The sequence below is a fragment of the Maricaulis sp. genome (assembly GCF_030149235.1).
Taxonomy (GTDB): Bacteria; Pseudomonadota; Alphaproteobacteria; order Caulobacterales; family Maricaulaceae; genus Maricaulis.
Genome location: NZ_JASBRW010000083.1, coordinates 122,379 through 147,847, shown reverse-complemented (window position 1 = coordinate 147,847; position 25,469 = coordinate 122,379). Strand labels below are relative to the sequence as shown.

Below are 25,469 nucleotides of genomic sequence, written 5' to 3'. Positions count from 1 at the left end.
ATCTGGATGTCAACGGGATTGAGGTCAGCCACCGAAATCAGGTGGCGGTGGGGAAAGTCGTAGGTGAAGGCCGCGCGGCTCATCATCTCTCCCGGTGTTGAAAGGCCCTGGACAAGGTTTGCGGCGGTATAGTGGGGGTTGGAGGTGGAGGCAAGAGCGCGGCTCGACTAAGACTGGGGTCATGACTCGCATTCGCCCCATGATCGCCGCTGACGCCGACCAGGTTCTGACCATCTATCAGGAGGGGATCGAGACCGGTCACGCGACCTTTGAGACAAAGGTGCCTGACTGGGCCTATTTCGATAACGGCAAGCTGAGAACGCCGCGCCTGGTGTCGGAAGACGCGGATGGCGTGACCGGCTGGGCGGTCTTGAGCCCGACCTCTTCGCGCTGTGTCTATGGAGGTGTGGCGGAGGTGACGATTTATATCGCCGACCGGGCCAAGCGGCAGGGCGTGGGCAAGACCTTGCTCGGCGCCCTGGTCGAGGCGTCTGAAGCCGAGGGCATCTGGATGCTCGTCGCCGGCATCATGCGCGAAAATCAGGCCTCCATCGCCCTGCATGAGAAATGCGGGTTCGAGCTGCTCGGCTATCGCAAGCGTCTTGGCAAGATGCTGTACGGTCCGATGCAGGGCCAATGGCGCGATATCGCCTGGATGGAGCGGCGCAGCGATGTGGTGGGGATCGATTGATCCCGGCTTGACCGGTGGGGCGGGCTCAGGCCACCGTCGGTTCCATGATTACGACCCTGACCGCGCTTACGCTCGCCGCCTCGATCCCGCCGCCGCTGGACCAGACCTGCCCGATCGAACTCATGGTGCTCGGCACCTCCCAGGATGGCGGTTCGCCGCAATTGGGTAATCGCAATGACCCCGCTTGGTTCGATAGCTCGCTGCGTCGCTTTGCGACCTCGCTGGCGATCATCAACCAGGAAACCGGCGAGCGGGTTCTGTTCGAGGCCACGCCGGACCTGCGAGAGCAGCTCTACCGGCTCGACATGTTCGAACCCCGCGATGACCGGCCCGGGCTGGAAGGGATTTTCCTGACCCACGCCCATATGGGGCATTATACCGGGCTGATGTTCCTCGGGCATGAGAGCGTCGGCGCCGAGGACGTCCCCGTCTATGCCATGGAGCGCATGGGCGAATATCTCAGTTCAAACGGACCTTGGGACCAGCTTGTCCGCTACGGCAATATCGAGCTGCGTGGCCTGGTCGATGGAGATCCGGTCGAGATCGCCGGCGCCACTGTTACGCCCTTCCTGGTACCGCACCGGCAGGAATATTCCGAAGTGGTCGGCTACCGCATCGATGGCGGAGGGAAATCGGCGATTTTCATTCCCGATATCGACAGCTGGGAAGAGTGGGACGAGATGGGCACCCGGATCGAGGACATGATCGCCTCGGTCGACTACGCCTTTCTCGATGCGACCTTCTTTGCCAATGGCGAAATTCCGGGGCGGGACATGTCCGGCTTCCCGCATCCCTTTATCACGCACTCCGTGGCGCGCTTTGCCGACCTGCCGGACGATGAAAAGGCGAAGATCCGCTTCATCCACCTCAACCACACCAACCCGGTGCGCTATCCCGACAGCCCGGAGCGCGCCCAGGTGCTCGAGGCCGGCTTTGGCGTGGCACAATTCCACGAGGTCTATTGCCTGTCGCGCTAGCCCAGAACGGCGAGCCAGAAGGGAATAGTAATAAAGCTGAATAGCGCCGCCGCCGTGATGTCGCCCGCCGCATAGGGCGCGTCGCCGCCCAGCTGCTTGGCCAGGACATAGGCGGATGCGGCACCCGGTGAGGCTCCGGTCAGCAACAGCACCATGAGCGGTACACCGGAAAGGCCAAAGGCCAGGCCGAGGCCGTAGAAGACCATGGGCGCAATCATCAGTTTGAGAAAGACAGACAGCCCCAGGAGGCGCGGCCGGGCCCGCATGGCGGTGAAATTCAGGCCCGCGCCGACAGCGAGCAGGATCAGGGGCAGGGCCGCTTTGCCCAGCATGTCGACCGCATCCCAGATCGGCTCGGGTATGCCAATGCCGGTGAGGTTCACGATCGCGCCGAGCCCGGAGCCGAGGATCAGCGGGTTGGTGGCAATGCGATAGGCGACCGAGCGCCAGTCGGGCTTAGCGCCATCCCCCCAGATCGACAGGACGGCAACGCATTCCATGTTCACCAGCGGAATGGACGCGGCCATGACCAGGGCCACCAGGACCTCGCCCTCAGTGCCATAAAGCGCGATGGCCAGGGCGAGGATCAATAGTCCATTCCAGCGGCAGGTGGCCTGGAACAGGCTGGTATAGGTGGGGCCGGGTATCTTGAGCGCCGGCTTGATGGCGAGGGTGATCACGGCCATGGCGATAAAACCGAGCATGGCGGCGGCCATGAAGGGGCCCAGCTGGATCTCGGACAGGTCGGCGCGGGCAATCGAGGTGAAGAGAATCGCCGGAGACAGGCCGAGATAGGCGAGGCGCGAAATCGGCCCCCAGCTGGCATCGGGCAGAAGGTGAGACCGGCGCAAGAGCCAACCAATGAAGATAATGCCGAAGACCGGCAGCAAGGCGGCGGCGATATGGTTCATTCGCCCAGCATCTCCAGCCGGTCGAGCGCGCTTTGCAGGATATTCGCCGCGGCATGGGCGTCGATAATATCCTTGCGCTTGTCCCGGCGGACACCGGCCGCGATGAGTTTCTCTTCGGCTTCAAAAGTGGAAAGGCGTTCGTCCTGCACCGCTATGGGAATATCCCGCATCGCGATCAGATTGCGGATCATCGCCCGCACCGACTGGGCCCGAGGTCCTTCCGAGCCATCCATATTGACCGGCAACCCCATGACAATCGCCACGGCCTGGCGCTCGTCATAAAGCGCAAAAATGCGCTCGGCGTCCTGTTTGAACTTGGTACGTTTGATGGTCTCGACCGCCATGGGAATGCCGCGCGACGCGCCACAAGCGGCAACACCGATAGTCTTGGTGCCGGGGTCGAGCGCGAGAAGTGCCCCTTCTGGCAAGTCTTCTAGAGGGATCAGAGCCATGCTTCCGGCAATGCGCGGCGCAGGCGCAGCCGTCAAGTCTTCTTGCACCTGCGAGAGACGGTTGTTAGTCAACGTCGACTGACTTTTCCGGAGTGATTTCCCATGTCCGTGACCGCTGACGACGTACGCCGCATTGCGCGGCTGGCGCGCATCGCCGAGCCTGAAGACCGTATTGATGCCCTGACCGATGAGCTCAATGGCATTCTGACCTGGATCGAGCAATTGAACGAGGTCGATGTCGAGGGTGTCGAGGCAATGACGACGCCCGTGAAATTCGCCCTGCCACAGCGCGAGGACGTCATCACGGACGGAGATTGCCGCGACAAGGTGCTGGCCAATGCCCCGAAGTCCGATGAGGGCTTCTTCGTTGTACCGAAGTCGGTGGAGTAGGGACCCATGAGCGATCTTCTCAAACTCACCCTCGACGAGGTCACCTCGAAGCTGAAGGCCAAGGAGGTCTCTGCGACCGAGCTGGCGAAGGAAGCCCTGGCGGCGTGTGAGGCGGCGCAGCCGGCGCTCAACGCCTTCACCGCGTTCGATGGCGACAAGACGCTCGCCATGGCGGCCGCGTCGGACGAGAAACTGGGCAAGGGCGAGGGCGGTCTCATCGAGGGCGCACCGATCGCCATCAAGGACCTGTTCGCGGTGGAAGGCGTATCGACGACGGCCTCCTCGAATATTCTCAAGGGTTTCAAGCCGACCTACGAATCCACTGTCACCTCGACGCTGTGGGACAATGGCGGGGTCTTCCTGTGCAAGACCTCGATGGATGAGTTCGCCATGGGCTCCTCCAACGAGACGGCCAATTCCGGTCCGGTGAACAATCCCTGGAAAGGCCCGAACGGCGAGATGCTGACCCCGGGCGGCTCGTCCGGCGGTTCTGCGGCCGCTGTTGCTGCCGATCTCTGCTTTGGTGCCACCGGCACCGATACCGGCGGCTCTATCCGCCAGCCGGCAGCCTTTACCGGCACAGTCGGGGTGAAAGCCACCTATGGGCGGACCTCGCGCTGGGGCACGATTGCCTTCGCCTCCTCGCTGGACCATCCGGGCCCGTTTGCCAAGACGGTCAAGGACAGCGCCATCCTGCTGCAGGCCATGTCGGGTCACGACCCGAAGGACTCCACCTCGCTGCCGCAGGATGTTCCGGACTGGATTTCCGCCGTAGGCCAGTCGGTCAAGGGTTTGAAGATCGGGGTGCCGAAGGAATACCGTGTCGACGGCATGCCGGAAGAGATCGAGAAGGCCTGGCAGGCCGGTATCGAGTGGCTCAAGGCCGCCGGTTGCGAGATCGTCGACATCACCCTGCCGCACACGAAATACGCCCTGCCGGCCTATTACATCGTGGCGCCGGCGGAAGCCTCCTCCAACCTGGCGCGCTATGACGGCATGCGTTACGGGCTGCGCGAAGAGGGCGAGGATCTGACGGGTGTGTATGAGAACACGCGCGCGGCCGGTTTCGGCCATGAGGTCCAGCGCCGTATCATGATTGGCACCTATGTCCTTTCGGCGGGGTATTACGACGCGTACTATCTGCGCGCCCAGAAGGTTCGGACCCGTATTCTCCAGGACTTCGACGAGGCCTTCAAAACCGTTGATGCCATCCTGACACCGTCGGCACCGTCGGCCGCCTTCGCGCTCGGCTCCAAGTCGGATGACCCGATCGCCATGTACCTCAACGACGTCTTCACTGTGACCGCCAACCTTGCCGGTGTCCCGGCGATGTCGGTTCCGGCGGGCACGGACAAGGACGGTCTGCCGCTGGGGCTGCAGGTCATCACCCGGGCACTGGACGAGGAAACCATGTTCAAGGTCGGCGCCGCTCTGGAAGACGCATCGGGCTTCAACGCCAAGCCGGAGAAGTGGTGGTAGGCTGACGACCCGCCGCTTCCCTAGAGGATCTCATGGACAAGCCTGAGACATCGCCGATCGACTGGCCCGCCGTTCTGGCCCTGCCCAAGCCCCTGCGGCGTCGGGCGGCGGCCGCGCTTGGCCGTTATATCGGTGTGCCCTGGGCCGAAGAGCCGGAGGTCAGCGCCCTGGTCCTCGCCCGCTTCAGCGATGGTGAGGCGGTTGATGGCGCGCTGGGGGTTGAAGCCAAGGAGCTGACCGAGGCCGACGCCGCGATCATGGGCCGGGCGTCCGCGCGGATGCTGTCGGAAGCCATGCTGACCCAGTCGCATCGCGAAGCCATTGCCAAGGCCGCGGTGGATCAGATCCGCCTGCGCCAGGGCGATGCCGTTGAGACCGATCGCCTGGTCGAAACCGGTTGGCTCTTGACCCTGGCGGCGCGGTCACAGCGCTCCGCCGAGCCGGTCATGCAGCGTGTCTGGGCCGCCGCCCTGGCCTCGGAAATTCTGGATCCGGGCAGCGTGTCGCCGATCCTGCTCAATCAGCTCAACAAGCTGGGTTCGCGTGAGCTGGGTCTGGTCAACAAATACGCCCCCATGGTGATCAGCGGGGAGTTCATCCCCGTCGCCAAGGACGATATGGCGCAGCTCAAATCGCTCTTTCACCTGCAATCGCTGGGCTTTGTCTACGGTGCCGGGACCACGTTCGAACAGCCCGGCGAGCTCGATGAGAACGGCGTGTTCTGGATCGCGGTCGGCGAAGAGGCGATGGTGGTCCGCGGTGAGCCGGGCCAGACCTGGCAATTGCACGGCGTCTTTGCCTCGGAAACCCTGCAGCAGCTGGGCCGTATCCTGAATGTCGAGCCGGGGCGCGAAGCGATCATCAATGCAGCCAAGGCCTTCCTGTCGATGGACATGAAGGCTGAGGTCATGCGCGCGAAATGGGTGCGTGAGGGCGATCAGGTCCAGTTCGAGCCAATCGAGATTTATCACAGCAAACCGCCGGCGGGTGCCGTCGTGGAGCGGGTGGGCTGATGACGGACACCAACGCCAAGCCGAGAGCCCTGCAATGGGCACGCCCGGTTTTCCTGGTCGGCGCGCTTTTGCTGCTGGCCGGTGCCCTGGTTTATCGCGGCATCGTGCCGCTGGAGCCGACTGTGATCTGGACCATCGTCCTGATGGTTCCGGGCGGCGGTTTCATAATGTTTGGATTGACGATTACGGCAGCCGGGCGAGTCCTGGCTGCAGCACAGGCGGTGCCGGAGGAAGACCGGCCGACCTGGGATGATGAGGACGAAGAGACAAAATGAGCGGGACCAGCTATCGCATTGCCGGCGCGACCGGTGACTGGGAAATCGTCATGGGCCTCGAGGTCCATGCCCAGGTGATCTCTAACGCCAAGCTGTTTTCCGGAGCAGCCACGGCCTTCGGCGCATCCCCGAATACCCAGGTCTCCCTGGTCGATGCGGCCATGCCGGGCATGCTGCCGGTGATCAATGGCTATGTCGTCGAGCAGGCGGTGAAGACCGGCCTCGGCCTCAATGCCAAGATCAATCCGTGGTCACGCTTTGATCGCAAGAACTACTTCTATCCCGATCTGCCGCAGGGCTATCAGATCTCCCAGTTCCAGTTCCCGATCGTGGGTGAGGGCGAGATCGAGTGCGAGCGCGAGGACGGTTCGCGCTTTACCGTGGGCATCGAGCGCCTGCACCTCGAGCAGGACGCCGGCAAGTCGATCCACGATCTTGATCCCAGCCATACCTATGTCGATCTCAATCGCTCCGGCGTGGCCCTGATGGAAATCGTCTCGCGGCCGCATATCCGCACGCCGGACGAAGCCTCGGCCTATGTCTCCAAGCTGCGCACCATCCTGCGCTATCTGGGCACGTGTGGCGGCGACATGGAAAAAGGCCAGCTGCGCGCCGACGTCAACGTCTCGGTTTGCCGCCCGGGCGACTATGAGAAATTCCGCGAGACCGGTGATTTCGGCCATCTCGGCACGCGTTGTGAGATCAAGAACGTCAACTCGCTGCGCTTCATCCGCCAAGCGATTGAATTCGAGGCCAAGCGCCAGATCGATATCATCGAGGAAGGCGGCACGATCGACCAGGAGACCCGTCTGTTCGACGCCAATACCGGTGTGACGCGCTCCATGCGCTCGAAAGAAGAGGCGCACGATTACCGCTACTTCCCGGATCCGGACCTGCTGCCGCTCGAGCTCAATGAAGACTGGATCGAGATGGTGCGCGAGCACCTGCCGGAGCTGCCGGACCAGAAACGTGTCCGCTTTGCCGAGAAATTCGGCATCGACAATGTTGAATATCTCGACGCCCTGACGGCTGAGCGCGAATTTGCCGACGAGTTCGAGAAGGCCTTTGTCGAACTCTTCGAGAGCAATGATCTCGCGAAAGATGTGCGTCTGGCGATCTACCAGCACCTGCATGTGACAGTAGATTATCCGGGTAAGGAGACGGCCGAGAGCGTCGTCGAGGACTTCCTCGGTCACAATCTCGGTTTTGATGCGGAAGATCACCGCAAGGTCTATGGCAAGGACGCCCAGGCTCTTGCCAACATGCTGTGCGGACAGGTCCGCGCCAAGGCGGCGGAAGCGGGTGTCTCTGCAGCTGACGTCGCCCGCAAAATCGATGTGGCCGGGCTGGTCAAGCTGATCAAGGACGGCACCATCTCCGGCAAGATCGCCAAGGACGTGTTCGAAATCCTCTGGGAAGAGGGCGGTAACCCGGCCGAGATCGTGGAAAGCCGCGGCCTCAAACAGGTCACCGATACCGGCGCCATCGAAGCCGTCATCGACCAGCTCATTGCCGACAATCCCGACCAGGCGGCCTCGGTGAAGGAAAAGCCCAAAGCCATGGGCTGGTTCGTCGGTCAGGTAATGAAGGCGATGCAAGGCAAGGCCAATCCGCAAGCGGTGAACGAGATCCTGCGCAAGAAGCTGCTGGGGTAGCAGGCTTCTCACGCCTTGTGACAGGGTGCCCGGAAGGACAGAAGCCAGGTTGGACGCCACGCTTCCAACCGGGCGGCAACCCGTGCTAGGCATGACGCATCAACGCTCTAGCCGGAGATCTCATGACGCCTGCCCAGGACGAGACTGCGCTGGATAGCCTGGTGCCCATGGACCAGCTGCGTGAGCGCGGCGAGGCCGGGATGGACTGGCTGCTCGCCACCTTGCTCGACTTTGATATCGCCCTGCAGGCCGGGCTCGTCGTTGCGGCCTTGCTGCCGGCCCTGATCTTCGGGCCGCGGCTGCGCGATCTTATCCGGGGCCAGCTCGGGCCGCGTCTGCCCAAAGGCCTGCCGACGCGTTTAGTCTATGCTTTCGGGGCCTTGGCCACGCCGCTGGCCCTGTTGGCGGTGATCTCCCTGATCTGGGTTGGTCTGGGCAGTTTCGAGCGTCCACGGGCCATCGTCGAGGCGGCGATGAGCCTGTTGACCGCCTGGACGATTATCCGGGCGGTGACATTGGTCATCCGGTCGAAATTCTGGTCAGCCGTGGCGTTTTACACGGCTTGGCCGGTCGCCGCGCTCGATGTGTTCGGCCTCCTGGACGATGTCGTCCTGCAATTGCAGGCCTTCGCCATACCGCTGGGCGAAACCGCCGAGGGCGAACCGGTCGATCTGTCCCTGTTCGACGTGTTGCGCACCCTGATTTATTTCGGGGTCTTGTTCTGGCTGGCCTCTTTCGCGGGCCGCACGATCAATTCCAAACTCGAGAAGGCCGACGAACTCTCACCGGCCCTGCGGGCGCTGATCGGCAAGATTATCGGTATTGCCCTGCCGGTTGTCGCCTTCCTGGTGGCCTTGCAGATGACCGGGTTCAACCTGGCCACGCTGGCGATTTTCTCCGGCGCCATTGGCCTGGGGATCGGGCTGGGACTGCAGCAGACCGTGTCGAACTTTGCCGCCGGTTTTACCTTGCTGGCCGACGAGTCGATCAAGCCGGGCGATGCCATCGAGGTTGATGGAACCTTTGGCTGGGTCACGGATATGCGGGCGCGCTATGTCGCTATCCGGACGCGGGACGGAACCGAGCTTTTGATCCCGAACGAGAATTTCATCGTCAACGGGGTGGTCAACTGGTCCAAGAGTGATCAGGAGGTCCGCCTGCATGCGCCCTTTGGCGTGTCTTACGGCACCCGGGATTTGCGCGAGGTTCAGCGCGTCGTGGTCGAGGCCGCCAAGGGCGTTGATCGAGTGATCGCCTCGCGCGCGCCGGTCTGTAATCTGATGGAGTATGGGGACAGCTCGGTCAATTTCGATCTGCGCTTCTGGATTGTCGACCCGTCCAATGGCCTCTCCAATGTGCGCAGCGAGGTCTATCTGGCGATCTGGGATGCCCTGCACGAGGCCGGCGTGGAATTCCCGTTCCCGCAAATGGACGTGCATGTAAAGGAACTACCCAGCCAGCCGCCGGCAGGTGCTGACAGGGGCTAAAGGCTAGACCAAGGCCCGGTCTAGCCTGGCCCGGTCCTACATCAGGCCGATTTCCTTCAGGCGCTGATGCAGAAAGTCGTGCGCCGTGATCGGTTCCGGGCTTTCCACGCCTTCGCGTTCGCAGCCGGGCAGGGTCTCGATAAGATAGTCCGGGCGATAGTGCAGGAAGAAGGGCATGGAGTAGCGCGAGTGCTCGGTGCGGGCGCCCTTGGGGTTGATGACCCGGTGCTGCGTCGAGGGCAGGACACCATTGGTCGAGCGCGACAGCATATCGCCCATATTGACCGCCAGGCAGCCGGCCGGCGGGTTCATATCGACCCATTCGCCGTCACGCGTCATCACCTGCAGGCCGGGCTCATCGGCACCGAGCAGCAGGGTGATGGTGTTGATGTCGCCATGCGCTTCGGCGCGGATCGATCCGCCAGTATCGCCCTGCACCGGCGGATAGTGCAGCAGGCGCATGACCGAATTGCCGTCGCGAACCGTGTCTTCGAAGAAATTTTCCTCAAGGCCGAGATCGGTCGCGATGGCCCGCAACACGTCCTTGCCCAGTTCATCAAAGGCGGCGTAGAGGGCGTGAATAACCGAGACCCATTCCTCGACTTCTTCCGGGACCACATTCGGTGCCATGTCCTTTTCATAAGGATGGCCTGCGGGCAGGTCGCGGCCGACATGCCAGAATTCCTTCAGATCGACGTGCTGGGCATCCTTGGCGATCTCGGTGCCGAACGGGGTATAGCCGCGCGCGCCGCCGCCCTTTTCGATGAAGTATTTCATCTTGGTTTCTTCAGGCAGGGCGAAGAATTTGGCTGCCACCTCATAAGCGCGATCGATCAGCGCCTGGTCCAGGCCATGATCAGCAATTGCCGCGAAGCCATATTCCCGGAAGCTCTTGCCCAGCTCATGTGCGAAGGCTTTCGGATCGCTCTTCTGCAGCTTCATCGAAACCGGCGGGAAACGGGTCAGGGAATCAGTGGCGGTCATCGCTCGGCCTCTTGCATATGTTTTCTCGCGCCTTGGGATAAGGCTTTGCCCCGCTCGTGCCAAGCGCCGCAACGTCGCATTCGCAGCATCACGGGCAGTTGGATCGTCCCAACTGCCATGTGTCGGGCTTGAGGTTTCGCCCGGCACGGGTAAGCGCTTGCATTAGGCCACATTCCGGAGAAATGTCGGCAACGGGGAGTGCTGGGGACATTGATGGCCGAAACGAGCGGGCCGGACAGACAATCATCAAACGCTGCCAAATTCCGCCGCGCCGGGCTGACCGAGCCCGAGGCGCGCCGGCTGGCGCGTACCGAGCAGACACTTGAGGACACGCGCCCCGTCCTCAAGGCGTCGCCCATTGGGATCGTGTTCTGGCTGATCTGGAAGCTGTTGCTGAAAGGCTTCCAGCCGACCTGGCTGTTGGTGTCGCTTGGCGTGGCCGGTTGGTTCGCCTTGCAGATCGTTGAGGATCTCGGCGGTATCGACGCGGTTGCTCCGGTACCGACTGATTTTGGTCAACGCGTCGAACAGCTGCTCGAAGAAAGCCGTGCCGAGACCGGGCCGGCGGACATCTTTGACACCTGGATCGACGGTATGAGCGAAGCGCTCGACGGTGATCTGCGCCGGCGCCCGGATGTGGACCAGTTTGCGGCCTGGGCCTCGATCGGTCCTTATTGGATCGGCCGCGACGAACTGGCCTTGCGCTTGATGTCGCCGGGCCGGAACCCGCGCGAACTTGATGCCGAGCTTCGCGCCCGGCCAGTGCCGCAGCGCGAGCAGGCGATCAACGCCGCCCTGGCCACCGCCTACAGTGAAGCGGCGCGAATGGATCTTGATCCCCCGGAAATCATCTTTGCGCCGGCAGCGATCCGCCAGCGCTACGAGGCCGCGCGGTCGCGTTGGGAACTGGTGGGCGATCAGGCCCGTTCTTTCTTTACCGGCAATGAGGCCGGTCAACTGGAATTGCTCAGCCTGCCGGGACTGTCCCGGCGGCAAGCCGGGGGGACACGGCTCTATGGTGGTATGCGCCATTTCGTGCACCAGCTTTGCCGAGCGCCCGGCGCCCAACGGCCGTTTGGTGAAGCCTGTGCCGGTATCGACATGCCGCGCGAGCGCTTTGACCCCTTCCTGTTCGCGCTCTCTGGCATCGAGGCGGGGATTATTGACCTGGGAGGGCAGGCGACACCGAGCCGGGAAGGGGCGGAAATGATCCGAGCGGCTTATGCGGCCGGTCGATTGACTCCGGAATTGGAAGCCGAATTACGGACCCTGTTGGCCGAGCTGGTTGAACCACAGGCTCTGCTGAGTGCCGCCGCGATGGCGGAGTTCCGTCCGGACCTGGCCTATGCGACGCCGCAGCGTGTCTCGCAACGGCTGCAACGCCTGGTGCGGGTCGACGATGAAGCCCAGGCCGGACGCCTGCGGACCGGGCTCGCCCATATCGACTCCATTCGCGGCCGCACCGGCCCGACCCTGGCGATCCGGGCCCTCGATGCTCTGGTTCAGCTCGACCAGGCTCACGCTCTTTATGTCCTGGTGCAGGAGATCGGGCCGGGCGTTCTGGTTCTGCACGAGATCAGCGGCGCGGACATGTTCGCCTTGCTCGATTACTCAAGTGAGGAGGCGACCGTCCTTGGCGCGCCGGACAGGCGCCATGTCCATGGCGTCATCGCTGCCCTGGTCTCGGCATCCATGGTCTTGCTGCTCAGCGTGATCCGCATTCTGACCTCGCCGCTGATCCGCTCGGCCAGTCGTTTGCGAGCCATTGACGCGCGTTTGAGCCGTTTATTCTTGGGCAAGAAAGTCTAACCGATTTAAAGGTTTAAGGCGGAATTTTCCCGATTTTTCTTAACCTTAATGCAATCCTCTGTTGTCAACATCGCAAATGTTCGGAGGCATTCGGACAGGATGGTGGCGCGAATGACAGATCTAAAAAGATCGCATTCGCCGAGTAGTACAGGGGAAGACCTATGGCGTTTACCGACGTTGAAACCGCACAGGCCCATGAAGCCGTTAGCACGGACCCGACGGGGGAAGATCTCTGCAAGCTGGGCATTCTGTATTCGACCGGCCAGGGCGGCGAAGTCGATTACATCGAAGCTCACAAATGGTTCAATCTGGCGGCCCTGATGGGCTCGGAGCCGGCGAAATACTATCGCCAGGAAATCTCCGACCAGATGTCCAATCTCGACATCGCCAACGCGCAGAAAGCTGCGCGTGAATGGCTGGCCACCCGCCACTAAGCGGTACAGCCATCCTGTCCGGGCAAGCTGGCGAGCGGGGGGACTGCTCGCTGGCTGACGGACTGGGTGTGCAATTGACGGGCGCTGATGCCGTCATCCTGACGCCAGTCAGGTTTTCGCGATGACACCCGCGTCACGGTCGAACTCCGGGGTGAACCGGAGACCGGGGGCGTCGAGCGCAGCTCCTCGCCCGACTTTACCTTCCTGTGATATGATCAGCACGGCTTGTCACCCGCCATGTCAGCCGGAGTCACCTGGGCCGGGACCTCGCAGCCCGGCGAACTGGACTGGCGAGCTAGTTATTGTCGTTGATCGCATCCGCAATCGCAAACGACAGCGCCTGATCCAGTGGCAGCACGCCGTAGACATATTGCTCAACGAAATTCGTCACTTCCGCCACGGTCGAGCGCGGCACGAAGACCAGGTCATGGCGCCTTAGCTGAATCTGGTCGGCATCGACACGGCCATTGAGCGCCTGGCGTACATTCACCACCCGCATCATCAAGCGTCCGCCCGGCTGACGCCGCAGGACGACGACCTCGCCGCGAGCGGCTGTGTTGCGGAATCCTCCGGCCAGCATCACCGCTTCGAGCGCGCCGACCGGGCCTGTCATTTCGACCAGACCCGGATTGGTCACTTCACCACCGACAACGATATTTTGCCGACCCAGATCGCCGCGGCGCACCTCGACGATGGGTGAGACCAGGACCGATTGCGCATAGGCGTCGGCGACGACACCGGCGATTTCATAATCGGTCCGGTTGGCCACCATGACATTGCCCAGAAGCGGCAGGCTGACGCGGCCATCAGGTCCGATCGGCGTTGTGGTCGAGAGCTCGGGGGCGGAGTGCACTGTCACGACAATGCTGTCGCCCGGAAAGAAGCGATAGGCGGGATCGGTCTCTTCCCAGGCGGCGAAGCGGCCTGCCCAGTCCGGGTCGGGGTGGGGGGCTTGAGAACCGGAGCTGGCGCAGGCCGCAAGGCCGAGAGAGACGGCAATGGTCAGGCCGAGGCGGGACGCTCGCATAGACTATCCTCAAAGACTGCTGTTTCGCCGCTATTTCGCGTTGCTTTGGATAAGAAAAAATTAAGCGGGCCTGCCGTCTATTGGGCCCATGACGCGCGTTCATGATTACCCCGGTGCGCCCGCCGGTTCCGCCCCGCCTCCTGGCGGCGGAAGCCGTGAGGGGCTCGACCTGTTTGACGTCCTGGCCCTGGCCTGGGCGCAAAAGGGCTTTATCGCGCTGATTTTCGCCGTACTTTTTGCGGCCGGTGTGGCCGCTGTCCTGCTTCTGGTGAAGCCGAGCTATGAGGCCGAGTCGCGGCTCCTCGTTCTGCTCGAGAACGACCCTACGCCGTCTGCAGCAGGTGCCGGTGGGGCGTTTATGCTCGACCAGATCATGCAGTCGGAGAGCGAGCTTCTGGGCTCCGATGCCGTTCAGCGCCTGGCCATTCAGACGATTGGGGCGGCTGCGGTGCTGGGTGAGCCCGTTGTCGGTGATGCCGATCGCGCGGCCCGCAAGGCCTTGCAAACCGGGCTGTCGATCAGCCGGGAGCCCAATTCCTCCGCCCTGATCGCGCGCTATGAAGCCGCCGATCCGGATCGGGCGGCGCTCGTGCTCAATGCCGTCGTTGACGCGTATCTCGCTTACCGCCAGCAAGTCCTGGTCGAGGCCGGAGTGTCGACCCTGACCGAGCGTCGCGGTCAGGCCGATATTGCGGTTCGCGAGGCCCAGTCTGCGCTGGATGTCTTCTTGACCTCAAACCAGCTGGCCAATTTTGACAGTGACAAGCTGGCGGCCGAAACCAGCGTCAGCGCAATTCAGGATCGCCTGCGCCTGGCCGCGGCAGAGCGCGATTCGGCTAATGCCGGGGCCAATGCCCTGCAGGCCCGCCTCGCCAATATTCCCGAAAGCATCCAGCTCTACGTCGAGAATGGTGCGACCAATCTCCTGCTGGAACGGCGGGTCGAACGCGAGCAATTGCTGTCGCGCTATCAGCCGGGCGCTCCGCCCGTCGTCGCACTGGATCGCGAAATCGAAGCGATCGAGGGCCTTCTGGCTGCTGGTGGTGCGGTGGGGCTGGGGCAACAGCGCACGGGTGTGAACCCTGTCCGCCAGGCGATGGAGACCGATCTGGCCACCCGCCGGGCCAATGCCCAGGCCGAGGCCAATCGCGTCGCCGTGCTGGAACGCCAGCTGGTGGCGGCCCAGGCTGAAGTGTCGCGTTTGCGCGATCTCGAGCCGGCCTTTACCCGCTTGTCCCAGAACGTCACGGCTGCCGAGGCGACTGCGGGACTGCTCGCTGGCCAGGAAGCCATCGCTGCCGCCCGTCGTTCGCTCGGCCCGGGCGCCGCTGACGCCGTCCGGGTCTTTGACCGCGCCGCGCCGCCCTTGCAGGGCTCTTCTCTGAAGAAACTGGCTCTGATCGCGGTCCTGGTCCTGTCCGGCGGCGTTGCGCTGATGGCCGGTCTTTTGCGCGGCTATTGGGATGCCTATCTGCGCGCTCGCCGCCCGGCTTATTCGCAGCCGACCCGTTATGCCCCGGTCAGCATGTCGGTACCAGCTGCCGCGGCCTATGCCCCGCCCGCCGCAGCCGCGGCTTATACTCCGCACCCGCCGCCGGTGTCCTATGGCGATCTGCCGATCCTCGCGCGTGTTGCCGAGCGTCGGGCGTAAGCGCTGCGTTAACCACGTATTGGGCAGTTTGGACCGGTTGTTACGAATCGCGCGCGTGGACGTCTGATGAACCTCGCTTCCGAACTTGCCGGACTGGTCGACCAGTTCGAGCCGATCGCCCGTCCGGGCGGGGTCGGTCGCGTCCTCATGGTGATGGGCGGATCACGCGGTGCGGGCGCCTCGACCGTTGCCCGCGAACTGGCTCGGCTCTGTGCCCAGCGCACGGCGCGGGGTGTCTGGCTCTTTGATCTCGATTTCACCGACACGGCCCAGGCCCGTGCGACACGCGTCCGGGGGCAGGCCTTTGATGCCGGTTTTGGCAGGCCGACGCCCTGGCAGCTTGGTGCCGGTTCGCGCCTTGTGATGCGGGAGTCGGCACAGCGCCAGCTTTTCGTCAGCGAAATCCAGACCGCTCCGGAAACCCGTTTACAGGCCCGTTTGAGCGCCATGCCGGACTACTGGAAGGCGCTGCGTGAGGCCATCGACCTGGCGATTATCGACGCGCCGGGGCAATCCCGGGCGCCGCTTGTGCTGGCGCCGGATGTCGACGGTGTGATCCTTGTGGCGGATGCGCGCCAGCACGACTCGACCGGCCTGATGGCCCGCCGTGAGGCGATTGAGGCCGCTGGCGGTGTCGTCGCCGGCGTCATCGTCAACCGCGCCGCCGAGGCCGGGCAGGCGGCATGAGCCGCGCGGTCATTATCCATCCGCCCTTTATCGAGGCGCTGCGCCAAGCCCCGGCCTTCCCGCTCGGCGGCGTTATCGAACGCGCCGGCGCCTTCCTCGCCCTGTTCCTGTTCTCGCAGGGTTTGGTCGGCCCGCTTTTCGCCGATCCGGCCGATCCTGAAAGCTCGGTGGTGCTGCGCCTGATCTGGTTGCCGGTTTACGCCATCACCCTGGTTTTCATGGTGCTGCACCCGGGCCGCACAATGGGGGCCTTGCTGCGCTCACCGGCGATTTTGACTTTGGCGGGTCTGACCCTGTTATCGGTCGTCTGGTCTGTCGCGCCGGACGTGTCCCTGCGCCGCGGCTTTGCCCTGTTTATGACCACGCTCTTCGGTCTGTGGCTTGCCTCGCGCTGGGACTGGGCGACGCTGATCACCCTGATTGCCTCGGTCTTTGCCAGCCTCGCTGTCGCTTCGACCCTGATGGCGGTTGTGATGCCGTCCCTGGGGGTCGACCAGGCCGTCCATGCCGGGGCCTGGAAAGGTGTCTGGTGGGAGAAGAATACGCTCGGGGCCATGATGGCCTGGGGCACGGTCGCCACCCTGGCGGCACTGAATAATGATCCGCGTCGCGCCTGGATCTGGGCGGGGGCCGCGGTGCTGTGCAGTGCTTTGGTGGTTCTTTCGACCTCCAAGACCGCGCTGCTGGCCTGGGCGCTCGGTTGCGGTCTCGTGGCGCTTGTCGGGTTTTGCCGGCAGGGCTTCGGTTTTGCTGTCATGTGCCTAACCCTGGCGGTCTGCGGTTTTGCCCTGGCCGTGCTGATCCTGCTGATCGCCCCGCTGGATATGCTTGAACTCCTGGGTCGCGACGCCACCCTGACCGGACGGACGGAGATCTGGGCCGCCCTGATCCGCGAGGTTCAGGCGGCGCCGTGGACGGGCTATGGCTATAATGCCTTCTGGGCGGCCGATAACGGACCGGTTTTCTGGGTTCGCCAGGAAACCTCCTGGGATGTGCCGACCGCGCATAATGGCTGGATCGAGACCGCCCTGGCGATTGGCCTGCCGGGCGTCATCCTGATGGCGCTGGTCTATCTGCGCGCCGTGACGCGCGCCCTGGGACGCATGTTCACGGGCGGCGAAGCCTATTGGGCCTTGCCTTTCCTGGCCATGTTCGGCGTGGTCTCGATTTCCGAGAGCAATCTGATGGAACAGAATGGTCTGAGCTGGGTGCTGTTCGTTGTAACGGCAGCTGCTCTGACGCGGCCCCGAAACTACCCGGCAGCTCGACCGTAAAAGCGCGGCGAGAACCGGTCGAACCAGCAGACCTTGCCAGCCGCCTGGGCGGTGCGATCGATCAGGCTGGCGCCCTGGCGCGCATTGACGACGCTGACCAGCACGGCCAGCGGCGCAAACACGGCCAGTTGCACAACACCGATCGCCATCCAGCGGGCCACACCCAGCCAGTCCGGGCGGGGGCCATGGGCGCAGGTCTGGCTCGGACCCTGACCAAAGGCGAAGCTGCGAGACAACATATAGTCCCAGCTGGACCGCTTCGGATCGACGCATTCCACAGCATGGGCCTGGCTGGCCCAGCCGAAACGTGCGCCTTGATCCTCCAGCATCGCGAAGAAGGCATCGTCTTCGCCGCCGGTTTCGTTCAGCGCTGTGTCGAAGGGACGCGCACCAATCTGGACGGCCTCGCGATCGATCAGGGAATTGCCGCACCCATAGGGCTTGTCCAAACGCTGGTCCTCTTCGGGACCCGGACGTGAGTAGAGCCGGTTGAGCAAGTGCTGCCGTAGCCGGCCGTCGGCCTGGGCGCGAGCCTGAAGAGGCCCGAAGACCACGGCAACATCGAGCGCCGCTTGAGTGTTGGACAAGGCTGCAAGCCAGTGCTCCGAGGCAATCTCGTCATCATCGAGGAAGGCGATATAGCGCGCGTCGGTCGCGGTAAGACCGGCATTGCGCGCATTGGCGACCCCCGGTTCGGGAACATGGATGTAGGCGATGGCTGGATCGCGGAAATCCTCAACCGTGTCCTTGGCACAGCCTTCTGGCGCATTGTCGACGACGATGATTTCGTCCGCCGTCCGGCTCTGGCGCAGAACGCTTTCAATCGCAGCCCTCAGTCCGCCGGGCCGGCGGTAGGTTGGAATGATGACAGCAAGGCTCATGTCTGGTCCTCCAGCAGGCTTTTGAGGGCGTCACGTACGGTCATGACACGTGCTCCGCTGGCCTCAACCGCGTGGCAAACCCGGTCGAATTGCTCAGGCGTGCAGCCCCATTCGCTGGGCTGTTCCTGGATGTCATGGGCGTAGTAGATGAGCCAGCCCGGCGCCTGGATCAGGCTATTCGCGGCCTCGATGGCCCGTTCGATACCGGCGTCCCCACCATCCAGTGCGACAGCGCGCAGCAGGTTGAGGTCACCGGTTCCACGATTGATCTCCGCCCGCACACCCCGCATGGAGGCAAAACGGCTCGACAGGGCCCGCTTGGCCTCGAGGCTGGCTTCTCCGTAAGGAAAGGCAAAACTGCTCAGCGGTTCGCTCAACCCCATGCGCCGAAGCGCATTGGCATTGCGATCGAGGCTATCCATCACCGTATCGACGTCGGCCTGGGCACAGTCGACATGTTCAAACGTGTGGCAGCCGATCTCATGACCGCGGGCGTTCAGATCGACAATGTCACCGGCATCGAACTGCTCACCATGATGGTTCGTCGTACCGGCCAGGCCCGCGCTGGCGTAATAGGTGCCGCGCCAGCCGCGCTGCTCCAGGGCCGGCGCCCCCAGAGTTGCGGCGGATTTTGGAAAGTCATCGAAGCTGAAGGAGACGATGGCGTGGTCGGGATGGATCGGCAGTGGCCGGCGCGCCGCGAAACGGGCAACCTGGCGGGTAATGCGGGCAGAAAAGCTCGACGGGCTGTATGGAGCGTTCATCAAATGGCCTCCGCAGTCCAGCTGGCGCGCCAGAGTTTCAGCGCCAGGGTGCGCACACGCATCGGGGCTTTCCGGCTCTTCACCAGGCGGGACCAGAGCCCGCGCAGCGCGGACTGAAACGGAATGGCGCCAAGGGCGCGAGCAGCCTTCGCCCCCGGCAACGTTTCCAGCTCCGGGTGCTTGTCCAAGAGACGCGCGTAATTGACCGCGCCCTGCCGGAATTTGGACAACAGGGCCTCGGCGGGCTGAAGCCCGTCATGGCGCGCGGCATTGTCGAGATGAATGAGCCGGAAGGCTGCCCCGGCGCGGACAGCCCAGTCGATATCTTCCCAGCCCCAACCGGTGAAACCGCTATCAAACGGCACATCGATCATGACCGAGCGGCGGACCAGGAGGTTGCTGGAGCAAAAGGCTGTCGCACCAATCTCACTGCGCAGGCTGGCATCGCTGTGGTCGCTGGAGCGGGACAGCGCGGCGTGCAGGGCGTGCTCGGCTTCGGCGCTTTCTGGGACGACATAGCCACCGAAAGCGGCGTCGAACCCGCCATCCTCGATGCGCTCGAGATAGGCGGTGAGGAAGGCGTCGTCACAGGGCTGCATATCGGCATCAAGATAAAGCAGCCAGTCGCCGCGGGCCTCGCGAGCGAGCAGATTGCGGCCCTCGGCCCGGCCGACATTCTCCGCCATCGAGATCAAGCGGGCGGGTGTCACCATGGCGCGCAGTGTACGGGCGACAGCGTTGTTGAGATCCATGTTCGGACAGCCATCATCGAGCAGCAGGATTTCAAACTCGCAACGCGCCCCGATCAGCGTGTTCAGGGACGTCATCAGGCGCGTCGGATCATCCTTGTAGAAGGGGATGAGGATCGACAGGCGTGCACCCGCACTGCGATTGGCTGCGGCATTGGTCGTGGTCGTGAAAGTCGCAAGTTCTCGCATTACTGGACCTCGATGGTTTGACGCGTTGGGCGCAAGGTGGCGAGCCAGCTGCGGCAGCCGGCGATATTGAAGGCAAGGGCGAGGGCCGCATACACCACGCCGCCAGCGCTGGCCTGTGCCAGCAGGTCCACCCAGGACACGCCCGTGGAGGGCAGGTTGATAACGGCAGCCGCCATCACGAAGGTGGCGCTGGCCGCCTTGATCCAGTCATTCCACGGCAGCGGCAGGACAAAATGGCGACGACCGATAATGGCGCAGGCGACCAGGGCCAATGCGTAGGCGATGACCGTCGCGGCAGCGGCGCCGGTAATGCCGAAATGCGGGATCAGGACCAGGTTGAGACCCAGATTGAGAACCGCGGCTCCAGCCATCAAAAGCGCCATCACGCCGGTCTTTCGTTTCAACGTAAAGGCCTCGTGGAAATAATAGGTCATCATGCCGTTGATCAGCCCGGAAAAGGCGATCCAGGGCAGGATGGTCGCGGCCTGTGCACGGACGCTTTCGCCGATGATCAGGGTCGTCAGAGGTTCGGCAACGAGAGCCAGCCCGGCGGCCGCCGGGAAGGCGATCAGGGCCATCATGCCAGCTGCCTTGTGCGCCATGTCCTTGGCGGCGGCTTCGCCTTCGCTTTCAAGGGCGCGGATGGTCAGCGGCCAGATGGCGGTGCCGAACCAGATGAAAATGATGTCCAGCAAGCGATCCGCGAGACCGTAGCCGGCCGCATACATGCCGACAGCTCCGGAGCCGAGAAAGGCGGCGATCAGGAAACGGTCGCCGATCGACAAAAGGTGTTCAAACACCAGCGAGACAGAAATGGCGGCGCCATAGCGGCCATAGGTCTGCGCGCGTACCGTCTGCCGACGGCCACCGCGCGTCCGGCGCAGCATTACCGGCAGATCAACGAGCAGCGCTAGGCCAGCGGCAATCGCGGTGCCCAGGAAAATACCGCCGGCACCCAGGTCGGTTGTGATCAGGAGGCCGACGCCAAGCATGAAACCGGCCATGAGAAAGCTGGCTTCGATTGCGGAATAGCGGCCGATATCGCCCTGCGCCCGATGCGTCTCCAGACCGATCTGCAACAGGGCACGCAGCAGCAGCGAAACAGCAGCGAAGGCGAAGGCGCTTTTCAGCTTGATGTCGAGCGGGAGCAGCGTGAGCGCCGTGCCGATTGCCAGAACGCCGATGACGGCGGCACCGGCGTAAAGGGCATAGGCCGTCGCCAGGTGATCGCGCAACCGTCCGCGCATCTCTGCCCGGGCGTGATAGCGTGCGACAGCGGCTTCCAGCCAGGTGAAGCCAAGGATGTGAATCAGGGCCAGAGAGGCAATGGCGAGCGCATAGACACCATAGTCCTCCGCTGACATCAGCCGCGTGAACACAGCCACGGAGCCGAAGCCCACAATGGCCTGTGCCAGTTGCACCGGCAGATACCCCAGAAGATGTCGTCCAAGCATGGCACGCTCCGCTCGCCTCAGAGGGGAAGATTGCAAATCCGGTGCCGATTGGCAGGGGAGGGATGAGACAGCGTATTCACTGCCTGCTAAGGCGATTGCAATAGTCTTCTCATGCAGTTGAGTGGGGAGCGGCCGAACCGGGCGTCTCAGGATGAACCAGGGCGAGACACAGCTGAAGCGGCCGAGCGAGTTGACGGCTGCAGAACGCGAGGCTTGGCAGGCTTTCGTCGCGGCGGATCCATTGCTCGGAAGTCCATATTTTGCGCCTGAATTTGCCGAATGCTGCGAAGAAGCCCGGGCCGATACGCGGGTTGTCATCCATCGCCGGAAGGGAGCGATCAAGGCCTTTCTGCCGCTACAGACCGGGCGCCTCGGAATTGCCCGCCCCATCGGTGGCCCGCTCGGGGATGTCCATGGTGTGATCACCGAACCCGGCTATGGGCTGGCCCCAACCGCGCTGATCTCACAGGCCGGGATTTCCCTGTTCGAGTTCAAGAGTGCGTTGGCCGCCCAATCGGGGTTCTCCGCCAATGCCCGGGTCCGCGACGGCTCCTGGCAAGTCGATACCAGTGAGGGGTTCGCAGCTTGGAGGGCCAACCGGCGCGAGATTGTGCCCAAGGTGATCAAGAATCTGGACATGCGGCGCCGGCGTCTGGAGCGTTTCGAGGCTGGGTATACTGTGCGGCTTGCCGACCCGCGTCCTGAGGCCTTTGCCACCTTGCTGGAATGGAAGAGTGCGCAATACCGCCGAACCGGCGTGTTCGATGCCTTCCGGGTCGGGTGGACGCAAAAGCTCCTGGCCGCGGTGCTGAAACGGCAATCGCCTCGCTTCAGCGGCGTGTTGTCGACACTGACCGTCGATAATCGCCTGGCAGCGGTGCATCTCGGCATGGTCAGCGACCGCATGGCGCATTTCTGGTTCCCGGCCTACCACGCCGATTTTTCACGGATCAGCCCTGGTCTTTTAATGCTCGAGGAATTCATCCGCATGGCCGCCGACCTCGGCCTGGCCTCCGTTGAGCTTGGACCTGGCGATTATGGCTTCAAGCAGGAGCTGGCCAGTTATCAAACGGGTCTCGCATCGGGCTTCCTGGCCCCGTCGCCGATTTGCAATCGTATCCACCGCAGCGTGGACGGGTGGGTGGAGCGGCTTGAACGCCTCCCGGTGCCCTCGGCCCGCTGGCCCGGCAAGGCCCTGAGACGAATTGACGAAATGGCCGGTTTTTACGCGCTCTAGCCCGGCCCGGTCCCAGGCAATGGTCCACGGCTTGCGACGCCTTCCGCAAAAGGGGAGACATCGTGGCCAAACTGTTCCTAATCGGGAATCATCGTCCATCCTTCGCCCTGGCGCGTACACTGCATCGCCAGGGGCATGAAATCTGGGCCGGCCATAACGGTTATTGCGACTATTTCGAGCGTTCCAACAGCGTTGCCGGCAGTCTGGCGATTCCCGACTTCTCCAATGAATCCCTGTGCATCCGGACCATCGCGGAATATTGCGAGGACTATGGATTCGACGTCATAGTGCCGGTGACCGACCGCGCCACACGTCTGCTGGCGGGTTATCGCGCTGCCTTGCCCAAATCCGTCACGGTCATGTCGCCGGACCCGGATGTCATTGCCCGCTGTGTCTCCAAGACCCGCATGGCCGAGCTGTGCCGGCAGGAAAACGTGCCGTTGGCCGATTTTCTCCCGGTCGCCAATCTGAGCCAGTTGCGCCGCGCCTGCGAAAGCCTCGGCTACCCCCTCGTGGTCAAGCCGACCGGGGAGGGGCAGTTCATTTTCGGCCAGAAGGTGATCACGCTGAATACGCCGGCGGAGCTCGCCGACCTTTTCCCGGCCTGGCCGGGTGAGCATGCTCACCTGTTGGTGCAACGCCGGCTCAATGGCAACCGGATCAACCATTATTTCGTCGCCTGGGGCGGGGACATCCTGACCGCCTGTGCCATCGAAATTGAACGCACCGACCGGGCCGACGGTTCCGGCTATGCCGTGGAGGGCATTTCGATCACACCGCGACCGGACTTGGTCGAGCACACCGAGGCGCTTGTCGAGGCGCTCGACTATACCGGTGTCGGGTGCGCCCAGTTTATGACGGCGCACGACAGCGACGAGACCTCCTTCCTGGAAATCAATCCGCGTCTGGGGGCCAATATCGCCGGTGCCGAGGCGGCCGGATCAGATATCGCCAGCGTCCTGTTCGAGCTGATGATGGGCCGGGATATCGCGCTGGCCGAGGACCCGTGGACGAAGGCGCGTACGGGGGTTCGCTATCACTGGGCTAAGGGGGATTTCTCCGGCTGGGTCTGGCGGATGCGAAACGGGGCCAGTCTGGGCGAGAGCATCACCGGAGCACTGCGCCTGCTGCGTGGACTGATCCGGTCGAATGTCGACCTGGTGTTCAGCTGGCGTGATCCGGCACCGGCCCTTGCCTGCTGGCTGCACCCGGTGCTGCGGCGCGTGCGCAATCGCGAGGACGCCGGTCAGCGCGGGGTCAAGGCACCGAACTGACCCGGCCGCGGCTAGCGGAGGTTGATCTTGTCGCCCAGCAGTGCCGGTACGGTGCGCAGCATGATCCACATATCGAGCCAGAAACCGGCGCGGGAAATATACTCCACGTCGAGCCGGACCCGCTCGCGGGCCGCTTCGGGGGAATGCAGCGGGCCGCGGGACCCATTGATCTGGGCCCAGCCGGTAATGCCCGGCTTGACGCGATAGCGATGCGCGTATTCCGCCACCAGCTTTGACGTCTCGGTCCCACCGGTGCGCATGCCGGGGGCGTGCGGACGCGGACCGACCAGCGACATGGTGCCGATCAGCACGTTGAAGAGCTGCGGCAGTTCATCGAGACTGGTCTTGCGCAGGAAACCACCAATCGAGGTGACCCGCGGATCATTGAGTTCGACCTGGCGCACGCCCTTGCTGTCCGCTTGCGGATCATGCCGCATGGTGCGGAATTTGAAGACCGTGATCGGGCGGCCGTGGAAACCTTCGCGGGTTTGCCGGAACAGGGCCGGACCGGGGCTGGTCAGTTTCACCGCCACAGCGATCACCGCCATGAACGGCAGAGCAGCCAGCGTCAGGATGGAGCCGAACACCACGTCCTGCACGCGCTTGGAGATTTGCCGGCCAAGCTGCTCCTCGCTGCCGCTCATACGGGCAGCATGAACGCCGACCAGGTCATCAAGACTGGTTTCGACCGGGCTGAAGCCGTTGATGTCGAGCAGCAGGATGACCGGCTGGGGCAGGGCGCGGAGCTTTTCCAGAAGGTGCTGCACGCGCTCCTCCGCCTTGGCGGAGACGGTCAGGATAATGCGGTCGACCTCGTGCAGGAGCGGCCAGTTGAACAAGTCATCGGTGGTGCCCAGATAGGGTGCGCCGGCCAGCAATGAGGGCGAGCGGGTCTGGCGATCATCGAACACGCCGACAACATTGACATAGCCGGAACCGGAATTGGCCGCGATCAGATGGCGCGCATTGTGCGTGGCGCCGACAAGGATGACATTGCGGGCCAGACGGCCGGCCCGGGCCCAGTGATTGACGATGCCGGCATAGATCATCTGCAGCGCAAACAAGGCGACTGTCAGAACAACGGCAATGAGGGCATGCAGGTCCGCAGATGCCGGGCTTGTAGCCAGGGCTGTGGCCACCCCGGCAATACCAGCCAGGCCTGTGGCGCTCACAGCGCGCAGGATTTGCAGGGCGAGGGGGCGGCGCGGTTCGATGCGGTAGACGCCGGCCAGGGGCAGAGCGATCAAGGCGACGGCAGCAAGGGCGATGAGAGGCAGAAGGTCGACCAGCGGCGTTGCGGCCAGGCGGCCCTGGCTGACCATCATGGCTGAAAAACCGGCAAGGGCCAGGATGGCTGCCGTATCAATGATCTGGAAGGTCCGGCCGGCGGCGCGGCGATTGACCCGGTTTGACGGGGCCCGCGTCTTGGCCTTGAGGTGCGCACGCGCCAAGGCGGCGGTGTCGCGCTCCTGGCGCACCGGCGTTTCGGAGCAGTCATTCGCAGGTCCGCTCGGGGCGGCCGGGGCTGGGAAAAACGTCATCGGATAATCTCCCTCTACCGCACAGCCTCCCACAATCAGGCTGATAATCCGTTGAAAAGCGTGGTTAACAAGGCGTTTCTGGCGCTTTTTCTGATGCCGGCTATCGGACAACGGGGGTGGCTTTAAAGACCATATCAGCTTAACGGGGGCGGCTTGACTTGGTGCGCTGCACCAAAAACGGGAC

The 25,469-nt window shown here is 63.4% G+C and carries 24 protein-coding genes; 15 read left to right on the top strand and 9 right to left on the bottom strand.

Annotated elements, in window-relative coordinates:
* Positions 1 to 181: 181 nt before the first annotated feature.
* Complete coding sequence (locus Q1V51_RS12940; protein WP_300557012.1) at positions 182 to 691, top strand: GNAT family N-acetyltransferase; 510 nt, start codon at positions 182 to 184, stop codon at positions 689 to 691.
* 44 nt (positions 692 to 735) lie between these two features.
* Positions 736 to 1,668 carry an MBL fold metallo-hydrolase gene (locus Q1V51_RS12935; RefSeq protein WP_300557010.1) on the top strand — a complete coding sequence of 311 codons (933 nt, stop codon included), beginning with the start codon at positions 736 to 738 and terminating at the stop codon, positions 1,666 to 1,668.
* Here the strand turns inward: Q1V51_RS12935 and Q1V51_RS12930 are convergent.
* Both Q1V51_RS12930 and ruvX read right to left on the bottom strand, forming a co-directional pair.
* Positions 1,665 to 2,579, bottom strand: a complete 915-nt coding sequence (locus tag Q1V51_RS12930; protein WP_300557008.1) for an AEC family transporter — start codon at positions 2,577 to 2,579, stop codon at positions 1,665 to 1,667. The genes Q1V51_RS12935 and Q1V51_RS12930 overlap by 4 nt on opposite strands.
* Positions 2,576 to 3,031 carry a Holliday junction resolvase RuvX gene (ruvX, locus tag Q1V51_RS12925; protein ID WP_300557006.1) on the bottom strand — a complete coding sequence of 152 codons (456 nt, stop codon included), beginning with the start codon at positions 3,029 to 3,031 and terminating at the stop codon, positions 2,576 to 2,578. The genes Q1V51_RS12930 and ruvX overlap by 4 nt, the downstream gene beginning before the upstream one ends.
* A 102-nt stretch (positions 3,032 to 3,133) precedes the next feature.
* On the opposite strand from ruvX, the gene gatC reads away from it, so the two are divergent.
* The 6 genes from gatC to Q1V51_RS12895 all read left to right on the top strand — a co-directional run bounded on the left by gatC (position 3,134) and on the right by Q1V51_RS12895 (position 9,330).
* Positions 3,134 to 3,421, top strand: a complete 288-nt coding sequence (gene gatC / locus Q1V51_RS12920; RefSeq protein WP_300557004.1) for an Asp-tRNA(Asn)/Glu-tRNA(Gln) amidotransferase subunit GatC — start codon at positions 3,134 to 3,136, stop codon at positions 3,419 to 3,421.
* A 6-nt stretch (positions 3,422 to 3,427) separates the two neighbouring features.
* Positions 3,428 to 4,900: an Asp-tRNA(Asn)/Glu-tRNA(Gln) amidotransferase subunit GatA gene (gatA, locus tag Q1V51_RS12915; RefSeq protein ID WP_300557002.1), complete on the top strand. Its 1,473-nt coding sequence runs from the start codon at positions 3,428 to 3,430 to the stop codon at positions 4,898 to 4,900.
* A 32-nt stretch (positions 4,901 to 4,932) separates the two neighbouring features.
* Positions 4,933 to 5,913, top strand: a complete 981-nt coding sequence (locus tag Q1V51_RS12910; protein WP_300557000.1) for a DUF2806 domain-containing protein — start codon at positions 4,933 to 4,935, stop codon at positions 5,911 to 5,913.
* Positions 5,913 to 6,188: a hypothetical protein gene (locus Q1V51_RS12905; RefSeq protein WP_300556998.1), complete on the top strand. Its 276-nt coding sequence runs from the start codon at positions 5,913 to 5,915 to the stop codon at positions 6,186 to 6,188. The genes Q1V51_RS12910 and Q1V51_RS12905 overlap by 1 nt, the downstream gene beginning before the upstream one ends.
* A complete protein-coding gene (gene gatB / locus Q1V51_RS12900) occupies positions 6,185 to 7,843 on the top strand; it encodes an Asp-tRNA(Asn)/Glu-tRNA(Gln) amidotransferase subunit GatB (RefSeq protein ID WP_300556996.1) in 1,659 nt (552 codons plus the stop codon). The genes Q1V51_RS12905 and gatB overlap by 4 nt, the downstream gene beginning before the upstream one ends.
* 122 nt (positions 7,844 to 7,965) lie before the next feature.
* On the top strand, positions 7,966 to 9,330 hold the full coding sequence (locus Q1V51_RS12895; RefSeq protein ID WP_300556994.1) for a mechanosensitive ion channel domain-containing protein: 1,365 nt from the start codon (positions 7,966 to 7,968) through the stop codon (positions 9,328 to 9,330).
* Positions 9,331 to 9,366: 36 nt separating this feature from the next.
* On the opposite strand, the gene Q1V51_RS12890 is transcribed toward Q1V51_RS12895, so the two are convergent.
* Positions 9,367 to 10,314 carry a 2-oxoglutarate and iron-dependent oxygenase domain-containing protein gene (locus Q1V51_RS12890; protein ID WP_300556992.1) on the bottom strand — a complete coding sequence of 316 codons (948 nt, stop codon included), beginning with the start codon at positions 10,312 to 10,314 and terminating at the stop codon, positions 9,367 to 9,369.
* A 213-nt stretch (positions 10,315 to 10,527) separates the two neighbouring features.
* Here Q1V51_RS12890 and Q1V51_RS12885 point away from each other — a divergent pair, with 213 nt between their 5' ends.
* Positions 10,528 to 12,123, top strand: coding sequence for a hypothetical protein (locus tag Q1V51_RS12885; RefSeq protein WP_300556990.1), 1,596 nt, complete (start codon positions 10,528 to 10,530; stop codon positions 12,121 to 12,123).
* Positions 12,124 to 12,284: 161 nt separating this feature from the next.
* Positions 12,285 to 12,557 carry a hypothetical protein gene (locus tag Q1V51_RS12880; RefSeq protein ID WP_300556988.1) on the top strand — a complete coding sequence of 91 codons (273 nt, stop codon included), beginning with the start codon at positions 12,285 to 12,287 and terminating at the stop codon, positions 12,555 to 12,557.
* Positions 12,558 to 12,852: 295 nt separating this feature from the next.
* Here the strand turns inward: Q1V51_RS12880 and Q1V51_RS12875 are convergent, their stop codons facing one another.
* Positions 12,853 to 13,584: a polysaccharide biosynthesis/export family protein gene (locus tag Q1V51_RS12875; RefSeq protein ID WP_300556986.1), complete on the bottom strand. Its 732-nt coding sequence runs from the start codon at positions 13,582 to 13,584 to the stop codon at positions 12,853 to 12,855.
* 88 nt (positions 13,585 to 13,672) lie between these two features.
* Between Q1V51_RS12875 and Q1V51_RS12870 the strand changes: the two genes are divergently transcribed.
* The 3 genes from Q1V51_RS12870 (at position 13,673) to Q1V51_RS12860 (ending at position 17,196) form a co-directional block, all read left to right on the top strand.
* On the top strand, positions 13,673 to 15,235 hold the full coding sequence (locus tag Q1V51_RS12870; RefSeq protein WP_300556984.1) for a Wzz/FepE/Etk N-terminal domain-containing protein: 1,563 nt from the start codon (positions 13,673 to 13,675) through the stop codon (positions 15,233 to 15,235).
* Between the two features lie 66 nt (positions 15,236 to 15,301).
* Complete coding sequence (locus Q1V51_RS12865; protein WP_300556982.1) at positions 15,302 to 15,922, top strand: hypothetical protein; 621 nt, start codon at positions 15,302 to 15,304, stop codon at positions 15,920 to 15,922.
* Entirely contained in the window at positions 15,919 to 17,196 is a 1,278-nt protein-coding gene (locus Q1V51_RS12860) for an O-antigen ligase (RefSeq protein WP_300556981.1), read from the top strand. The genes Q1V51_RS12865 and Q1V51_RS12860 overlap by 4 nt, the downstream gene beginning before the upstream one ends.
* Here Q1V51_RS12860 and Q1V51_RS12855 read toward each other — a convergent pair.
* From Q1V51_RS12855 to Q1V51_RS12840, 4 genes are read right to left on the bottom strand one after another with little or no spacing between them, the layout of a single operon-like run.
* On the bottom strand, positions 17,175 to 18,077 hold the full coding sequence (locus Q1V51_RS12855) for a glycosyltransferase family 2 protein (RefSeq protein WP_300556980.1): 903 nt from the start codon (positions 18,075 to 18,077) through the stop codon (positions 17,175 to 17,177). The genes Q1V51_RS12860 and Q1V51_RS12855 overlap by 22 nt on opposite strands.
* Complete coding sequence (locus Q1V51_RS12850) at positions 18,074 to 18,841, bottom strand: polysaccharide deacetylase family protein (RefSeq protein WP_300556979.1); 768 nt, start codon at positions 18,839 to 18,841, stop codon at positions 18,074 to 18,076. The genes Q1V51_RS12855 and Q1V51_RS12850 overlap by 4 nt, the downstream gene beginning before the upstream one ends.
* Positions 18,841 to 19,779 carry a glycosyltransferase family 2 protein gene (locus tag Q1V51_RS12845; protein WP_300556978.1) on the bottom strand — a complete coding sequence of 313 codons (939 nt, stop codon included), beginning with the start codon at positions 19,777 to 19,779 and terminating at the stop codon, positions 18,841 to 18,843. Before Q1V51_RS12845 ends, Q1V51_RS12850 begins: the two co-directional genes overlap by 1 nt.
* On the bottom strand, positions 19,779 to 21,233 hold the full coding sequence (locus tag Q1V51_RS12840; RefSeq protein WP_300556977.1) for a lipopolysaccharide biosynthesis protein: 1,455 nt from the start codon (positions 21,231 to 21,233) through the stop codon (positions 19,779 to 19,781). Before Q1V51_RS12840 ends, Q1V51_RS12845 begins: the two co-directional genes overlap by 1 nt.
* A gap of 151 nt (positions 21,234 to 21,384) precedes the next feature.
* Between Q1V51_RS12840 and Q1V51_RS12835 the strand changes: the two genes are divergently transcribed.
* Positions 21,385 to 22,470, top strand: a complete 1,086-nt coding sequence (locus tag Q1V51_RS12835) for a GNAT family N-acetyltransferase (RefSeq protein WP_300556976.1) — start codon at positions 21,385 to 21,387, stop codon at positions 22,468 to 22,470.
* Positions 22,471 to 22,532: 62 nt separating this feature from the next.
* The gene (locus Q1V51_RS12830; RefSeq protein ID WP_300556975.1) at positions 22,533 to 23,744 is read left to right on the top strand and encodes a hypothetical protein; all 1,212 of its coding nucleotides are present in this window, start codon (positions 22,533 to 22,535) and stop codon (positions 23,742 to 23,744) included.
* A gap of 11 nt (positions 23,745 to 23,755) precedes the next feature.
* Here the strand turns inward: Q1V51_RS12830 and Q1V51_RS12825 are convergent, their stop codons facing one another.
* The gene (locus Q1V51_RS12825; protein ID WP_300556974.1) at positions 23,756 to 25,285 is read right to left on the bottom strand and encodes an exopolysaccharide biosynthesis polyprenyl glycosylphosphotransferase; all 1,530 of its coding nucleotides are present in this window, start codon (positions 25,283 to 25,285) and stop codon (positions 23,756 to 23,758) included.
* Positions 25,286 to 25,469 lie beyond the last annotated feature (184 nt).

Excerpts from the sequence above, each read along its gene's own strand:
- Q1V51_RS12940 (WP_300557012.1), top strand. The coding sequence starts at position 182 with ATGACTCGCATTCGCCCCATGATCGCCGCTGACGCCGACCAGGTTCTG.
- Q1V51_RS12935 (WP_300557010.1), top strand. The coding sequence starts at position 736 with ATGATTACGACCCTGACCGCGCTTACGCTCGCCGCCTCGATCCCGCCG.
- Q1V51_RS12930 (WP_300557008.1), bottom strand. The coding sequence starts at position 2,579 with ATGAACCATATCGCCGCCGCCTTGCTGCCGGTCTTCGGCATTATCTTC.
- ruvX (WP_300557006.1), bottom strand. The coding sequence starts at position 3,031 with ATGGCTCTGATCCCTCTAGAAGACTTGCCAGAAGGGGCACTTCTCGCG.
- gatC (WP_300557004.1), top strand. The coding sequence starts at position 3,134 with ATGTCCGTGACCGCTGACGACGTACGCCGCATTGCGCGGCTGGCGCGC.
- gatA (WP_300557002.1), top strand. The coding sequence starts at position 3,428 with ATGAGCGATCTTCTCAAACTCACCCTCGACGAGGTCACCTCGAAGCTG.
- Q1V51_RS12910 (WP_300557000.1), top strand. The coding sequence starts at position 4,933 with ATGGACAAGCCTGAGACATCGCCGATCGACTGGCCCGCCGTTCTGGCC.
- Q1V51_RS12905 (WP_300556998.1), top strand. The coding sequence starts at position 5,913 with ATGACGGACACCAACGCCAAGCCGAGAGCCCTGCAATGGGCACGCCCG.
- gatB (WP_300556996.1), top strand. The coding sequence starts at position 6,185 with ATGAGCGGGACCAGCTATCGCATTGCCGGCGCGACCGGTGACTGGGAA.
- Q1V51_RS12895 (WP_300556994.1), top strand. The coding sequence starts at position 7,966 with ATGACGCCTGCCCAGGACGAGACTGCGCTGGATAGCCTGGTGCCCATG.
- Q1V51_RS12890 (WP_300556992.1), bottom strand. The coding sequence starts at position 10,314 with ATGACCGCCACTGATTCCCTGACCCGTTTCCCGCCGGTTTCGATGAAG.
- Q1V51_RS12885 (WP_300556990.1), top strand. The coding sequence starts at position 10,528 with ATGGCCGAAACGAGCGGGCCGGACAGACAATCATCAAACGCTGCCAAA.
- Q1V51_RS12880 (WP_300556988.1), top strand. The coding sequence starts at position 12,285 with ATGGCGTTTACCGACGTTGAAACCGCACAGGCCCATGAAGCCGTTAGC.
- Q1V51_RS12875 (WP_300556986.1), bottom strand. The coding sequence starts at position 13,584 with ATGCGAGCGTCCCGCCTCGGCCTGACCATTGCCGTCTCTCTCGGCCTT.
- Q1V51_RS12870 (WP_300556984.1), top strand. The coding sequence starts at position 13,673 with ATGACGCGCGTTCATGATTACCCCGGTGCGCCCGCCGGTTCCGCCCCG.
- Q1V51_RS12865 (WP_300556982.1), top strand. The coding sequence starts at position 15,302 with ATGAACCTCGCTTCCGAACTTGCCGGACTGGTCGACCAGTTCGAGCCG.
- Q1V51_RS12860 (WP_300556981.1), top strand. The coding sequence starts at position 15,919 with ATGAGCCGCGCGGTCATTATCCATCCGCCCTTTATCGAGGCGCTGCGC.
- Q1V51_RS12855 (WP_300556980.1), bottom strand. The coding sequence starts at position 18,077 with ATGAGCCTTGCTGTCATCATTCCAACCTACCGCCGGCCCGGCGGACTG.
- Q1V51_RS12850 (WP_300556979.1), bottom strand. The coding sequence starts at position 18,841 with ATGAACGCTCCATACAGCCCGTCGAGCTTTTCTGCCCGCATTACCCGC.
- Q1V51_RS12845 (WP_300556978.1), bottom strand. The coding sequence starts at position 19,779 with ATGCGAGAACTTGCGACTTTCACGACCACGACCAATGCCGCAGCCAAT.
- Q1V51_RS12840 (WP_300556977.1), bottom strand. The coding sequence starts at position 21,233 with ATGCTTGGACGACATCTTCTGGGGTATCTGCCGGTGCAACTGGCACAG.
- Q1V51_RS12835 (WP_300556976.1), top strand. The coding sequence starts at position 21,385 with ATGAACCAGGGCGAGACACAGCTGAAGCGGCCGAGCGAGTTGACGGCT.
- Q1V51_RS12825 (WP_300556974.1), bottom strand. The coding sequence starts at position 25,285 with ATGACGTTTTTCCCAGCCCCGGCCGCCCCGAGCGGACCTGCGAATGAC.